Source organism: Amycolatopsis samaneae (assembly GCF_039541975.1).
Lineage (GTDB): Bacteria > Actinomycetota > Actinomycetes > Mycobacteriales > Pseudonocardiaceae > Amycolatopsis > Amycolatopsis samaneae.
In genome coordinates, this window is the sequence record NZ_BAABHG010000005.1 from 354,289 (window position 1) to 370,620 (window position 16,332).

Genomic DNA, 16,332 nt, shown 5'->3' on the forward strand with positions numbered 1-16,332 from the left:
TCGCGGAGTTGCTGCGGCGGGTGCGGGAGACCGACCTGGCGGCCTACGCGCACCAGGACCTGCCGTTCGACCAGGTGGTGGAGGCGTTCGTCCCGGAGCGTTCCCTGTCGCGGCAGCCGCTGTTCCAGGTGGCGCTGGACGTGCGGAACGCGCCGGAGGCGGATCTGCGGCTCCCCGGGCTGGAGGTGCGCGGCGAACCGCTCGCCTCCGACGTCGCCAGGTACGACCTCGTGCTCAGCCTCGCCGAGCGGCGTGACGAGCGGGGCGCCCCGGACGGGATGTCGGGCCTGCTGGGGTTCGGCACCGACGTGTTCGACCGGGCGACGGCCGAGGATCTCGCCGCGCGGCTGGTGCGGCTGCTGGAATCGGTCGTCGCCGATCCGGCTCGTCCGCTGAGCCGGGTCGATCTGCTGACCGGGAGCGAACGCCGCCGGGTACTCGACGACTGGAACCCGGCCGGTCACGAGGTGTCCGTGGCGACGGTGCCCGAGCTGTTCGCCGCACAGGTCGCGCGGCGGCCGGACGCGGTCGCGCTGGAGACGGGTGACACGGTCGTCGGGTACGCGGAGCTGGACGCGCGCGCGGACCGGCTGGCCGGAGTCCTCGCCGCGCACGGCGCGGGGCCCGAGTCGGCGGTGGCCGTGGTACTGGACCGCTCGGCCGATCTGGCGGTCGCCTTCCTCGCGGTCCTCAAGGCGGGTGCCGCCTACCTCCCGATCGATCCGGTGCTCCCGGCCGAGCGGATCGAGTACGTGTTCGGTGACGCGCGGCCGGTGTGCGTACTGACGACCGAGGCGCGCCAACCGTCCATTCCGGACACGGTGGGGCTCCCCGTGGTCCTGCTCGGCACGGCCGAGGGGGCGCGGACCGCGTCCGTCGTCCCGCCACTGCCGGAGCATCCGGCCTACCTCATCTACACCTCGGGTTCGACGGGACGACCGAAGGGCGTGGCGGTCCCGCACCGCGGCGTCGCCGCACTCGTGGCCACCCAGGTCGAACGGCTCGCCGTCACCGACGAGAGCCGGGTGCTGCAGTTCGCCTCGCCGGGATTCGACGCGTCGGTCTGGGAACTGGTGATGGCGCTGTGCACGGGCGCCCGTCTCGTGGTGGCCGAGGACCTGCTCCCGGGCGCCGGGCTGGCCGAGGTCGTGGCCCGGCACGGGGTGACCCACGCGACCCTGCCGCCCGCCGTGCTCGCCGCGTCCGCGCCGGCGGACCTGACGCCGCTGACCACGCTGGTGTCGGCGGGCGAAGCGCTCACCGGCGACCTCGTGACGCGCTGGGCGCCCGGACGCCGGTTCGTCGACGCCTACGGCCCGACCGAAACCACCGTCTGCTCGTCGATGTCGGCACCGCTGCGGCCCGGCGATCCCGCCGACATCGGGACCGCGGTGCTCGACACCCGCGTCTACGTCCTCGACGACACCCTGGCCCCGGCGCCGCCCGGAGTGCGCGGGGAGTTGTACGTGGCCGGTGCCGGCCTCGCCCGCGGATACCTCGGGCGGCCGGGAACGACCGCCGAACGGTTCGTCGCCTGCCCGTTCACCTCCACTGTGGACGGTGCGGCGGGCGGGCGGATGTACCGCACCGGGGATCGCGCCCGATGGACCACCGACGGGCGGCTGCTGTTCGAGGGCCGGGTCGACGACCAGCTCAAGATCCGCGGGTTCCGGATCGAGCCTGGCGAGATCGCGGCGGTGCTGGCCGCGCATCCGGCCGTCGCCGACGCGGTGGTCGTGGCCAGGGAGTACCAGGAGGGCGATCGCCGCCTGGTCGCCTACGTCGTCCCCGCCGAGCCCGGGGCGGACGGGCTCGGCGAGACGCTCCGGGAGTACGTCCTGGGCAAGCTGCCCGCGTACATGGTGCCCGCCGCGTTCGTCGAACTCGGCGCGCTGCCGTTGACCGTCAACGGAAAGCTCGACCGCCGGGCACTTCCCGCGCCCGGCCACGGCACGGCAGGGGCGGGCCGCGCGCCCGCCACGCGTGCGGAGGAGCTCGTCTGCGAGGCGTTCGCGGAAATCCTCGAACTGCCCGGGGTCGGACCCGAAGACCACTTCTTCGCCCTGGGCGGGCATTCCCTGCTGGCGACGCGGTTGCTCAGCCGGATCAGGGTGTCCGCGGGTGCCGAGGTGCCACTCCGGGTGCTGTTCGAGAACCCGACCGCGGCGGGGGTCGCCGCGTGGATCGGGGCGAACGCCGGTACCCGGAAGAAGGCCAGGCCGGCGCTCCGGCCCATGCGTGAGCACGAAAAGGAGTTCTGATGATTCCGTTGTCGTTCGCGCAGCGGCGGCTGTGGTTCCTGTGGCGGCTGGACGGGCCCACCGACACCTTCAACATCCCGCTGGCGCTGCGGTTGACCGGTGAGCTGGACCGGGACGCGCTCGCCGCCGCCCTGCGGGACGTGCTCGGCCGGCACGAGGTGTTGCGGACGGTTTTCCCCGCCCAGGACGGCGAGCCCGGCCAGCGGGTGCTCCAGGTGGACGAGACGGGCTTCGAACTCGAGGTCGTCGAGGCGGCGGCGCGGGAGGACGAGGTGGCGCGCGCGAGCGCGTACGCCTTCGACCTCGCCGGTGAGATCCCGGTGCGGGCCCGGCTGTTCGTGGTGGGGCCGCGTGAGCACGTGCTGGTCCTGGTGGTGCACCACATCGCGGCCGACGGCTGGTCGATGGGGCCGTTGCTGCGTGACCTCTCCACCGCGTACACGGCCCGGCTGGCAGGCGGGGTGCCGGAGTGGGCGCCGCTGCCGGTGCAGTACGCCGACTACACGCTGTGGCAGCGCGAACTTCTCGGCGCGGAGGACGACCCGGAAGCCACCCTGACCGAGCAGGTGTCGTTCTGGCGGCGCACCCTCGCCGGGGCGCCGGAGGAACTGGACCTGCCCAGCGACCGGCCGCGCCCGGCGCAGCTGGATCCCCGCGGCCACACCGCCGAACTGGAACTCGGCGCCGGCACGCATCGGCGGCTGCTGGAGCTGGCGCGGGAGCGGGGCGCGACCCTGTTCATGGTGGTGCACTCCGCGCTGGCGGTGCTGCTGTCCCGGCTGGGAGCCGGGACGGACCTTCCGATCGGGACCCTGGTCGCGGGGCGCACCGATGAGGGACTCGACGACCTGGTCGGCTGTTTCGTCAACAACCTGGTGATCCGCGCCGACCTCTCCGGCGATCCGGCCTTCACCGAGGTGCTCGGGCGGGTGCGGGAAGCCGCGCTGAACGCCTACGAAAACCAGGACGTGCCGTTCGAGAAGCTGGTCGAGGAGCTGGCGCCGACCCGGTCGCTGTCCCGGCACCCGCTGTTCCAGGTGATGGCCGCGGTGGAAAGCGCCGACCTGGTGTCCGCCGGGCGCGGTGGCGGGCCGATGCTGGAGCTGCCCGGTCTGCGGATCGACCTGATCTCCGACGACCGGCAGGCCGGCGATCTCGACCTCGATCTCGTCGTGCGGGAAACCCTTGACGCCGACGGGCACCCGGCGGGCCTGCAGGGCGCCCTGATCGGCGCGGCGGACCTGTTCGACGCCGGGACGGTCGAGCGGATCGCGGCGTGGCTGGCCCACGTGCTGGAAACGGTCGCCGCCGACCCGGCCGTCCGCGTCCGGTCCCTGCGGATTCTCGACCAGGACGAGCGGGACCGGGTACTCCGGGACTGGAACGACACCGCGGTCGCGGTGCCGGAGGGTCTGGTGCCGGATCTGTTCGCCGAGCGGGTGGTGCGGTCTCCGGAGGCGCTGGCGCTGGTGGGTGACGGCGTCGAGCTGAGTTACGGGGAACTCGACGCGTGGTCGAACCGGCTGGCGTGGAAGCTGGTCGCGGCCGGGGCGGGGCCGGAATCGGTGGTGGCCTTGACGCTGGAGCGTTCGCCGGAGTTGATGGTCGCCATTCTGGCGGTGCTCAAGGCCGGTGGGGCGTATCTGGCGATTGATCCGGCGTTACCGGCGGAGCGTGTTCGCTTCCTGGTCGAGGACGCCGACGCCGTAATGGTGGTGGATTCGCCGGAGTTCGTGGCCGAGGTCGCCGGGTTCGACGCTGAGCCGGTATCCGATGCCGACCGGCTTTCGCCGTTGGTTTCGGATCATCCGGCGTATGTGGTGTACACGTCGGGTTCGACGGGGACGCCGAAGGGCGTGGTGGTTTCTCATCGGGGCTTTGCGAATCTGTCGGTGAGCCATGGCCGTTTCGGGATCGGTGCGGGTGCTCGGGTGGCGCAGTTCGCGTCCTCGGGTTTCGACATGTTCTGTGAGGAATGGCTGCTCGCTTTCCTGTCCGGGGCGGCGTTGGTGATCGTTCCGGCGGAACGTCGGCTGGGCGTCGAGCTGGCCGCATTTCTTGCCGAGCACGGGGTGACCCATGCGACGTTGCCGCCTGCGGCGGTGGCCAGCCTGCCGCCGGGTGGCTTGCCCGAGGGTTTCGTGCTGGACGTGGGTGGGGAGGCGTTACCGGCTGAGCTGGTCGTGCAGTGGGCTGCCGATCGGGTGATGTTCAACAGCTATGGCCCGGCCGAGGCGACGGTGAACGCGGCGGTGTGGCGGTGCCGGGCCGACAGCGGCACCGTCCCGATTGGACAGCCGATCGCGAACACCCGGGTGTATGTGCTGGACGAAGCACTGGAACCGGTTCCGGTGGGAGTGGCGGGCGAGCTGTACGTGGCCGGTGCCGGGGTGGCCCGCGGATACGTGGGCCGGGCGGGGCTGACCAGCGAGCGTTTTGTGGCGTGTCCGTTCGAACCAGGGCAGCGGATGTATCGCACCGGGGATCGGGTGCGCTGGACTGCCGACGGGGAACTGGTGTTCCTCGGTCGTGCCGACGATCAGGTCAAGATTCGTGGGTTCCGGGTCGAGCCCGGCGAGGTCGAAGCCGCGCTGCTGGCTCATCCCGAGGTGGAGCAGGCCGCGGTCATCGCCAGGGAAGACACTCCCGGGGAGATCCGCCTGGCGGGTTACGTGGTTCTCGCAGCGGCGGTGTCCGCGGAGGAACTGCGGGCCTTCCTTGCCGAGCGGCTGCCCTCGTACCTGGTGCCTTCCGCGATAATCGCCCTCGACGCCTTTCCCTTGACGGCCAACGCGAAGCTCGACCGCCGGGCCCTTCCGGCGCCGGACTTCGCGAGCCTCGCGGGCACCGGCCGCGCACCGGAAACAGCGCGGGAGGAAGTGCTGTGCCAGGCGTTCGCGGAGGTGCTGGGCCTCGACCGGGTCGGCGTCGACGACGACTTCTTCGCGCTGGGCGGGCATTCCCTGCTCGTGGTGTCGCTGGTCGAGTGGCTGCGGAAGCGCGGGGTGTCGGTGTCGGTGCGGGCGCTGTTCCTGACGCCGACCCCGGCCGGGCTGGCCGCGGCGGCGGGTCCCGAACCGGTGGTGGTACCGCCCGTCCTGATCCCGCCGGACGCCGACGAGATCACGCCCGAAATGGTGCCGCTCGCGGGCCTGACCGAGGCCGAGATCGCCCGGGTGGTGGCGGCCGTTCCCGGTGGGGCGCCGAACATCCAGGACCTGTACCCGCTGGCGCCGTTGCAGGAAGGCATCTTCTTCCACCACCTGATGACCCACCACGACGGAACCGACGTCTACGTGACGCCCACCGTCGTCGAGTTCGACTCGCGCGACCGCCTCGACGCCTTCATCGCCGCACTGCGCTGGATGGTGGACCGGCACGACATCTACCGCAGCGCGGTCGTGTCCAAGGGGTTGCGGGAACCCGTGCAGGCCGTGGTGCGGCACGCCGAGGTGCCGGTCGGGGAGGTCGTGCTCGATCCCGACGGCCCCGACCCCGTCGAGCAGCTCCTGGGCATGGCAGGCGGACGGCTGGAGCTGGACCGGGCGCCGCTGCTGGACGTGCACTTCGCCGCCGACCCGCGCGGTGACCGCTGGCTCGGCCTGCTGCGCGTGCACCACCTGGTGCAGGACCACACCACCCTGGAGGTGCTGCTCGACGATCTGCGGGCGTTCCTGTCCGGGCGGACCGGGGAACTGCCCGCGCCGGTGCCCTTCCGCGAGTTCGTGGCGCAGGCACGGCTCGGCGTGCCACGGCAGGAATACGAGCGGTACTTCGCCGGGCTGCTCGGCGACGTCACCGAGACGACCGCTCCGTACGGCCTGGTGGATCTGCACGGCGACGGCACCGGCTCGGAGCAGGCTCATCTGTGGGTGGACGACGCGCTGGGCGAGCGCGTCCGCGAGGTGGCGCGGACGTGGGGCGCGAGCCCGGCGACGGTGTTCCACCTGGCCTGGGCACGGGTGCTAGGCGCGGTGTCGGGACGCGACGACGTCGTGTTCGGCACCGTCCTTTTCGGACGGATGAACGCCGGTACCGGCGCGGACCGTGTGCCGGGGCTGTTCATCAACACGCTGCCGGTCCGGGTGAAGCTGGCGAAGCAGGGCGTCGGCGAGGCACTGACCGGGCTGCGCCACCAGCTGGCGGACCTGCTGGCCTACGAGCACGCGCCACTGGCGCTCGCGCAGGGGGCCAGCGGCCTGTCCGGCGGCAGTCCGTTGTTCAGCTCGATCTTCAACTACCGGCACAGTCCGGGCACTCCGGAGGAGGCCCGCCCCGCGCTGGACGGGATGAAGGTCCTCTCGGCCCGTGACCTCACGAACTACCCGCTCGCGGTCGCGGTCGACGCTCACGAGTCCGGCTTCGCGATCACCCTGGACGCGGTGGCGCCCGCCGACCCGGCACGGGTGGGCGCGCTGCTGGTCACCTGCCTGGAAGCGCTCACCACGGCCCTCGCGGAGGAGCCCGCCACTCCGCTGCGCACCGTGGACGTACTGGACGGGACCGAGCTGTCCGCGCTGGTGGACGGCTGGAACGACACCGCGGTACCGGTGCCGGACGTGTCGGTACCGGACGCGTTCGCGGCCAGGGTCGCGGCCGATCCCGGCGCCGTCGCGCTCGTCTCCGGCGAGACGGAGGTGTCCTACGGCGAGCTGGACGCGCGCGCGGACCGGCTGGCGCGGGCGCTGGTCGACGCGGGCGTGCGGCCGGAGTCGGCCGTGGCGGTCGCGATGGAGCGGTCGGTCGAGCTGCTGGTGGCGTTCCTGGCGGTGCTGAAGGCAGGCGGCGTGTTCGTGCCGCTGGACACCGGGTGGCCGGAAGCGCGGATGCGCGCGGTGACCGCGGACGCGGGTGCCTGCCTGCTTCTGGCGCACGGGGCGACCGCCGGGCTCGAACTCGGCGTCGCGGTGCTGACGGTGGACGCCGAGGCGGACACCCCGGTGGCTCTGCCGGACTCGGTACTGCCGGGTTGCGCCGCCTACGTGATGTACACGTCGGGCTCGACCGGCGAGCCGAAGGGCGTGGTGGCCACGCACCGGGACGTGGTGCGCCTGGCGATGGACCGGTGCTGGGGTGCCGCGGCGCGGGTGCTGTTCCACGCTCCCCACGCGTTCGACGCGTCGTCCTACGAGCTGTGGGTACCGCTGCTGTCGGGCGGCACCGTGGTGATCGCCCCCGCCGAACGCGTCGACGCGGCGCTGATGCGGCGGCTGATCTCCGCGCACGCGCTGACCCATGTCCACGTGACCGCCGGTCTGCTGCGGGCGCTGGCCGAGGACGACCCCGGCTGCTTCGCCGGGGTACGCGAGGTGCTGACCGGCGGGGACGTGGTGACGGCCGAGGCCGTCCGCCGGGTACTGGAGACGGGCTCGCGGGTCGTCGTGCGGCATCTCTACGGGCCGACCGAGGTCACGCTGTGCGCCACCCAGCACGAGATCGCCGAGGCTGCCGAAGCCGACGGCGCGCTGCCCATCGGGCGGCCGCTGGACAACACCCGCGTCTACGTCCTGGACGACGGGCTCAACGTGGTGCCGGTGGGTGTGGCCGGTGAGCTTTACGTGGCCGGTGCGGGTCTCGCGCGGGGTTATGTCAACCGCGCGCGGACCACGGCGGAGCGGTTCGTCGCCTGCCCGTTCGGGCCGGGCGGGCGGATGTACCGCACCGGGGACCTGGCCCGGTGGACGCCGGACGGCCGGCTGGTGTTCGCCGGACGGGCGGACGACCAGGTCAAGATCCGCGGCTTCCGGGTGGAACCCGGCGAGGTCGAGGCCGTGCTCGCCGGGCACCCGGCGGTCGCGCAGGCGACCGTGGTCGTGCGCGAGGACGTCCCGGGGGACAAGCGGCTGATCGGCTACGTCGTGCCCGTGGAGGCGGGCCCGCCGATCGCCGGGGCGGTGCGCGACTACCTGGCCGGGCGCCTGCCCGAATACCTGATCCCGGCGTCGTTCGTGGAACTGGCCGCGCTCCCGCTGACGGTCAACGGGAAGGTGGACCGGGCGGCCCTGCCCGCGCCCGAGCACGCGGTCAGCGCGGGCCGCGCTCCGGCGAACGTGACCGAAGATCTGCTGTGCCAGGCGTTCGCCGACGTCCTGGGCCTGCCGTCGATCGGGGTGGACGACGACTTCTTCGCCCTCGGCGGGCATTCGCTCCTGGTGATGCGGCTGGTGAGCCGGATCCGCGCGATCCTGGACGTCGAACTGCCGATCCGGACCGTGTTCGAGGCCGCGACCCCCGCGCGCCTGGCGGTCCGGCTCACCGAGGTCGCCACGCCGGGACGGACGGCACTGGTGGCGCGGGAGCGACCGGACCGGGTGCCGTTGTCGTTCGCGCAGCGGCGGTTGTGGTTCCTCGGCCGGCTGGAGGGCCCGAGCCCGACCTACAACATTCCGCTGGGCCTGCGGTTGACCGGGGCGTTGGACCGGGACGCCTTCGCGGCGGCGTTGCGGGACGTGGTCGGGCGGCACGAGGTGTTGCGGACCGTGTTCGCGCTGGCCGACGGCGAGCCGTACCAGCGGGTGCTTTCGGTGGACGAGTCCGCGTTCGCGCTGGACGTGGCCGAGGTGCCGCCCGGTGAGCTGGCGGCCGCGGTCGACCGGGCCGCGACGTATTCCTTCGACCTGGCGGCGGAGATCCCGGTGCGTGCCTCGCTGTTCGCGCTGGCACCGGACGAGTACGTGCTGGTCCTGGTGGTGCACCACATCGCGGGGGACGCCTGGTCGATGGCGCCCCTGGCGCGTGACGTTTCGCTGGCGTACGAGGCGCGGCTGGACGGCGCGGCCCCTGCGTGGACGCCGCTGCCGGTGCAGTACGCCGACTACGCGGTCTGGCAGCGGGAACTGCTCGGCGACGAGAACGATCCGGACAGCGTGCTCTCGCGGCAGGTGGACTACTGGCGGTCCGCGCTCGCGGGCCTGCCGGAGGAGCTGGACCTGCCTGCCGACCGGCCCCGTCCGGCGGAGCTGTCTCATCGGGGCCATGTCGCCGAGGCCGAGCTTCCGGCCGAACTGCACCGGCGGCTCCTGGAGCTGGCGCGGGCCGAGGGCGTGACGGTGTTCATGGTGCTGCAGGCCGCGCTGGCGGTGACGCTGTCGCGGCTGGGCTGCGGCCGGGACATCCCGATCGGCACGGCCGTCGCGGGACGCACCGACCAGGCCCTGGACGAGCTGGCCGGGTTCTTCGTCAACACCCTCGTGCTGCGCACCGACCTGTCCGGGAACCCGAACTTCACCGAGATACTGGGGCGGGCACGGGAAAACCTCCTCGCGGCGCTGGCCCACCAGGACGTCCCGTTCGAGCGGCTGGTCGAGGAGCTCGCCCCGGCCCGGTCGCTGACCCGGCACCCGCTGTTCCAGGTGATGCTGACCGTGCAGACTGTGCCGGTCGGGACCGACGCCGGGCTGCCGGGCCTGGAGACTTCGGTGGTGCCCACGGGCGTGGTGCCCGCCAAGTTCGATCTGGACCTGGCCTTCGACGAGACCCACGACGCGGCGGGCGCACCGGCCGGACTGCGTGGAACGCTCATCGTGGCGGCCGACCTGTTCGACCGGAGTACCGCGGACCGGATCATGACCTGGTTCGCGCGGGTGCTCGGCGAGGTGACCCGTCGGCCGGACCTGCGGCTCGGCGCGGTCGAGGTGCTGGACGCCGCCGAACTGTCCACTGTGGAGGGCTGGAACAAGGCGGGGCCGCCGGTCCCCGAGACGACGCTGCCGGAGCTGTTCGAGGTGCAGGCGGCGCGCACGCCGGACGCGATCGCCGTCACGGCGGGGGACGTCGAGCTGTCGTACGCGGAGCTGGACGCGCGTGCGAACGGCCTGGCCCGTCGTCTGGCCGGTCAGGGCGTCGGCCCGGAGACGGTCGTCGGCGTGGTCGCGCGGCGGTCGGCCGAGCTGGTGGTGGCGTTGCTGGCGGTGCTGAAGGCCGGTGGTGCGTATCTGCCGGTGGATCCGGATTCTCCGGTGGAGCGGATCGGGTTCGTGCTCGCGGACGTGGGCGCGGTGTGTGTGGTGACGACGGCGGAGTGCGCCCCGGCGGTGCCGGAGAGCGTGCCGGTCGTGGTGGCGGACGAGGCTGGGCCCGAGGTGGGGATGGCGCCGCCGATCGTGGCGCGTCCCGGGAATCCGGCCTATGTGATCTATACGTCGGGGTCGACGGGGAAGCCGAAGGGGGTCGCGATTCCGCATCGCAATGTGGTGGCGTTGTTCGCGGCGGCGCGGGAGTTGTTCGATTTCGGTGTTGGTGATGTGTGGTCGTGGTTTCATTCGTTCGCGTTCGATTTCTCGGTGTGGGAACTGTGGGGCGCGTTGCTGCATGGTGGCCGGGTTGTGGTGGTTCCGTTCGACGTTTCACGTTCTCCGCGGGAATTCGCCGAATTGCTGGAGCGGGAACGGGTGACGATGCTGAGTCAGACCCCGTCGGCGTTCTACCAGCTGATGGCGGTAGCCACCGGCGGCCTGGACAATCTGCGGACGGTGGTTTTCGGCGGGGAAGCGTTGGAGCCCGCGCGGTTGACCGAATGGTGGGCGCGGTTCGGTGAATCGGGTCCCCGGTTGGTGAATATGTACGGGATCACCGAAACCACCGTGCACGTCACCCATTTCGATCTCACCCCGAAGGCTGCCGGGAGCGTGATCGGCCGGGGTCTCCCGGGCTTGTCGGTGTTCGTGCTGGACGAGTGGCTGCGGCCGGTGCCCGCGGGGGTCACGGGTGAGGTGTACGTGGCCGGTCCACAGGTGGCGCGTGGGTACGTGAATCGTCCGGGTCTGACGGGTGCGCGGTTCGTGGCATGTCCGTTCGCCGCGCCGGGTGCCCGGATGTACCGGACCGGGGACCGGGCTCGCTGGAACGCCGATGGCCGGTTGGTGTTCGCCGGGCGTGCGGACGATCAGGTGCAGGTGCGTGGGTTCCGGGTGGAGCCCGGTGAGGTGGCGGCCGTGCTGGCGGCGCATCCCGGGGTGGCGCAGGCCGTGGTGATCGCGCGGGAGGACGTCGCCGGTGATGTCCGGCTGGTGGGTTATGTCGTGCCCACTGCCGGTGCCGATGGTCTGCCGGAGGCGGTGCGTGGGTTCGCTGCCGCGCGGTTGCCGTCGTATCTGGTGCCCTCGGCGGTGGTGGTGCTGGACGCGTTGCCGTTGACGGGCAACGGGAAGCTGGATCGGAAGGCACTGCCCGCGCCCGCCTTCGCCACAGGTGGTGGGCGTGTTCCGGCCTCCACTGAGGAAGAGCTGCTGTGCCAGGCGTTCGCGGAGGTACTGGGCCTGGACCAGGTCGGTGTGGAGGACGATTTCTTCGCGCTGGGTGGGCATTCCCTGCTGGCGGTGTCGCTGGTGGAGTGGTTGCGGCAGCGTGGTGTGTCGGTGTCGGTGCGGGCGTTGTTCTCGACGCCGACTCCGGCGGGGCTGGCGGCGGTGGCCGGTCCGGAGGCGATCGAGGTGCCGCCGAATCTGATCCCGGAGGGTGCCACCGAGCTGACGCCGGAGATGCTGCCGCTGGTCGACCTGAGCGCAGCCGAGACCGAGCTGATCGCGGCGGCGGTTCCGGGCGGGGCGGCCAATGTGCAGGACGTCTATCCGTTGGCGCCATTGCAGGAAGGCATCTACTTCCACTATCTGCTGGCCGGTCGGGACGGCACCGACGTGTACGCCACGCCGACCGTGCTGGCGGTCGACACCCGGGATCGCCTCGACCGCTTTCTCGCGGCGATGCGATGGCTGGTGGACCGGCACGACATCTACCGCACCGCGATCCTGTCCGAAGGGCTCCCGCATCCCGTCCAGGTGGTCACCCGGCACGTCCGGCTGCCGGTCGAGGAAGTCACCCTCGATCCCCATGGGCCCAGCGCCGTCGACCAGCTCCTGTCCGCGGGTGAGCACCGGATGGAACTGGCCGCCGCGCCACTCATCCGGGTGCGCGTCGCCGCCGATCCGGCGGGTGGCTGGCTGGTGCTGCTGCGCATCCACCACCTGATCCAGGACCACACCACCTTCGACGTGATACTCGAAGATCTTCAGGCGTTTCTCGCCGGGCGGGCCGACGAGGTGCCGCCGCCGGTGCCTTTCCGCGACTTCGTCGCGCAGGCACGGCACGGGGTGTCCGAGGACGACCACGAGCGCTACTTCGCCGAGCTGCTCGCCGGCGTCACCGAAACCACCGCGCCCTACGGCCTCGTGAACACCTACGGAGACGGCGAAGCGGTCGCGCTCGCCCACCTGCGGGTGGACGACGCCCTGTCCGCACGGATGCGCGAGGTGGCGCGGGCGCTCGGCGTGAGCCCGGCGACGCTGTTCCATCTGGCCTGGGCACGCGTGCTCGGTGCGGTTTCGGGACGTGACGACGTCGTGTTCGGCACGCTCCTGTTCGGCCGGATGAACGCGGGCGCGGGTGCCGACCGCGCGCCCGGCCTGTTCCTCAACACGCTTCCGGTGCGGGTACGTCTGGCCGGGCCGAGTGTGGGTGAGGCGCTGGCCGCGATGCGAGGACAGCTCGCCGACCTGATGGTCCACGAGCACGCGCCGCTGGCCTCGGCGCAGGCCGCGGCCGAGCTGCCCGGTGGCAGCCCGCTGTTCACGTCGCTGTTCAACTATCGGCACAACCAGGAGGAGCCCGAACCCAGCGAGGGCATCGACGGCATCCGGACGGTCTTCACCCGGGAGCACACGAACTATCCGCTGCACGTTGCCGTCGACAACGACGGGCCGGGTTTCGCGATCACCGTGAACGCGATGACGCCCGCCGATCCCGGCCAGGTCTGCGCGCTGCTGCACACCTGCCTCGGCAACCTGGTGACCGCGCTCGCGGAAGCCCCGGAGACGCCGTTCGCCGGAGTGGACGTCCTGGACGCCCGGTCCCGGCGCCGGCTGCGGGAGGACTGGAACGACACCACCGTGGCCGTTCCGGACGTTTCGGTGCCCGAGGCGTTCGCGGCGCGGGTGGCCGAGGCGCCGGTGGCCCCCGCTCTGGTGTCCGGTGCGGTGACGCTCGGCTACGCCGCACTGGACGCCCGCTCGGACCTGCTCGCGCGGACGCTGGTGGCCAAGGGGATGAGCGCGGAGTCGCCGGTCGCGGTGCTGATGGAGCGGTCGGCCGAGCTGGTGGTGACCCTGCTGGCGATCCTCAAGGCCGGTGGGGTGTACGTGCCGCTGGACGCGGGCTGGCCGGTCGCGCGGATGCGGGCGGTCGTCGAGGATTCGGGTGCCGCGACGCTGGTCGTGCACGAGCCGACGGCGGACCACGAATTCTTGGACGGGCTGGACATCCCGACGATCTCCGCCGCTGCCGGCACCGACGCCGATGTCGCTCTGCCTCGGTATTTCCCGCCGGGACAGGCCGCCTACGTCATGTACACCTCCGGTTCGACCGGGGTGCCGAAGGGCGTGGTGGCCACTCACCGTGACGTGGTGCGGTTGGCGAAGGACCGGTGCTGGGGTTCGCCGTCGCGGGTGCTGTTCCACGCGCCGCACGCGTTCGACGCGTCGTCGTACGAGCTGTGGGCCCCGTTGCTCACGGGCGGGACCGTGGTGGTCGCGCCGGTGGAACGCGTCGACGCGACCGTGCTGCGGCGGCTGGTCACCGGGCACGCGCTGTCCCATGTCCACCTGACGGCCGGGCTGCTCCGCGTGCTCGTCGACGAGGACCCGTCGTGCCTCGCCGGAGTGCGTGAGGTGCTGACGGGCGGTGACGTCGTCCCGGCGGACTCGGTGCGACGGGTGCTGGAGGCGAATCCGGGCGTCACGGTGCGCCACCTGTACGGGCCGACCGAGGTGACGTTGTGCGCGACCCAGCACGAGGTCGGTGCTTCCGGTGCGGTCGAGGGCGTGCTGCCGATCGGGCGGCCGCTGGACAACACCCGGGTCTACGTCCTGGACGACCGGCTCGACGTGGTCCCGGTGGGCGTGGCCGGTGAGCTGTATGTGGCCGGTGCGGGTGTCGCACGTGGTTACCTGAATCGTCCACTGTGGACGGCGGAACGGTTTGTGGCTTGCCCGTTCGGGGACAGGGGCGATCGGATGTACCGGACGGGTGATCTGGTCCGGTGGACTTCGGATGGTCGGTTGGTGTTCGCCGGGCGGGCGGACGAGCAGGTCAAGATCCGGGGATTCCGGGTCGAGCCCGGCGAAGTGGAGGCCGTGCTCGCCGCGCACCCGGCGGTCGCCCATGCCGCCGTGCTGGTGCGCGAGGACGTGCCGGGTGACAAGAGGCTGGTCGCCTACCTGGTGCCTGCCGAGCCGGGCACGGCGGTCGGCGCCACGGCGCGCGCGGATGCCGCCGAGCGGCTGCCGGAGTACCTGGTCCCGTCGGCGTTCGTCGAGCTCGACCGCTTCCCGGTGACGGTCAACGGAAAACTGGACCGGGCCGCGTTGCCCGCGCCCGAGTACTCGGCGGGTGCGGGGCGGGCTCCGGCGAATGCCACCGAAGAGCTGCTGTGCCAGGCGTTCGCCGAGGTCCTCGGCCTGGACCGGGTCGGGGTGGACGATGACTTCTTCGCGCTGGGCGGGCATTCCCTGCTGGCCATGCGGCTGGTGAGCCGGGTGCGGGCGGTACTGTCGCTGGAACTGCCGCTGCGCGCGGTGTTCGAGGCCCGGACCCCGGCGAACCTGGCGGCGTCGACGGCACTGGGAGTCCCCGGCCGGACGGCGCTGGTGGCGCGGGAACGGCCGGAGCCGATGCCGTTGTCGTTCGCGCAGCGGCGGTTGTGGTTCCTCGGCCAGTTGGAGGGTCCCAGCTCCACCTACAACATCCCGCTGACACTGCGCCTGACCGGCGAGCTGGACAGGACGGCCTTCGCGGCGGCGTTGCGGGACGTGGCCGAGCGCCATGAAGTGCTGCGTACCGTCTTCGGGCTGGCTGACGGCGAGCCGTACCAGCGCGTGCTTCCGGCCGAGGAGACGGCGTTCGCGCTGGACGTGGTCGAGGTGGCGTCCGGCCGCCTCGACGACGCGATCGCCGAGGCGGCGGGATACGCGTTCGATCTGACCGCCGAGCCCCCGGTCCGGGCGTCGTTGCTCGCGGTGGCGCCGGAGGAGCATGTCCTGGTTCTCGTGGTGCACCACATCGCGGCCGACGCCTGGTCGATGGAGCCGATGTCGCGCGACATCGCCGCGGCCTACGAGGCGCGGCTGGCCGGCGAGCGTCCTCAGTGGACGCCGCTTCCGGTGCAGTACGCGGACTACGCGCTCTGGCAGCGGGAACTTCTCGGCGACGAGGACGATCCGGGCAGCGTGCTCTCCCACCAGGTCGCGTACTGGCGGGACGCCCTCGACGGGGCGCCGGAGGAGCTGGCCCTGCCCGCCGACCGGCCACGGCCGGCCACCGCGTCCCACCGTGGTGGGCTCGCCCCGATCGAGATCCCGGCCGAGGTGCATCGGCGCCTCCGTGCGGTGGCACGGGAGCGGGGCGTGACCCTGTTCATGACGGTGCAGACCGCGCTGGCCGTGGTGCTGTCGCGGCTGGGCGCCGGTACGGACATCCCGATCGGGGTCGCGGTCGCGGGACGCACCGACCAGGCACTGGACGACCTCGTCGGCTTCTTCGTCAACACGCTCGTGCTGCGGACGGACCTGTCCGGTGACCCGACGGTCGCCGAGATCCTCGATCGGGTGCGGGACACGTCGCTGGCGGCCTTCACACACCAGGACGTGCCCTTCGAGAAGCTCGTCGAGGAGCTCGCGCCGGTGCGGTCGCTGGCCCGGCACCCGTTGTTCCAGGTCATGCTGACGCTGCAGAACGCGGGCGGGCCGGACGGCGGGCCCGGCGTGGCGCTGCCCGGTCTGGAGATCGGCGCGCTGCCCACCGGCGGCGTGGCGGCGAAGTTCGACCTCGACGTGTCGATGGGCGAGTCCTTCGACGAGGCCGGTGCGCCCGCCGGGATGGCGGGCATGCTCATCGCGGCCGCCGACCTGTTCGACCAGGACACGGCCGACCGCGTCGCGCGCTGTCTGGTCCGGGTGCTGAGCCTGCTCGCCGAGGACACCGGCGTGCGGCTGAGCGGGATCGACCTGCTCGATCCCGCCGAGCGCGCGCTGGTGGTCGGGGAATGGAACCGCACCGACGCGCCGCGACCGGCCCTGCTCGT

The 16,332-nt window shown here is 72.3% G+C and carries 2 protein-coding genes (both cut by a window edge); both read left to right on the top strand.

What is annotated here, in order from left to right; translation table 11 throughout:
* A protein-coding gene (locus ABD987_RS15185; protein WP_345392568.1) for a non-ribosomal peptide synthase/polyketide synthase crosses the window boundary here: on the top strand, positions 1-2,261 show its final stretch. The gene continues 18,736 nt to the left of window position 1, outside the view; the window shows 2,261 of its 20,997 coding nt (coding positions 18,737-20,997); its start codon lies beyond the left edge, outside the window; its stop codon occupies positions 2,259-2,261.
* Positions 2,261-16,332, top strand: partial view of a non-ribosomal peptide synthetase gene (locus tag ABD987_RS15190; protein ID WP_345392571.1) — the 5' portion only. It continues 12,064 nt past the right edge of the window; the window shows 14,072 of its 26,136 coding nt (coding positions 1-14,072); it begins with the start codon at positions 2,261-2,263; its stop codon lies off the right edge, out of view. Before ABD987_RS15185 ends, ABD987_RS15190 begins: the two co-directional genes overlap by 1 nt.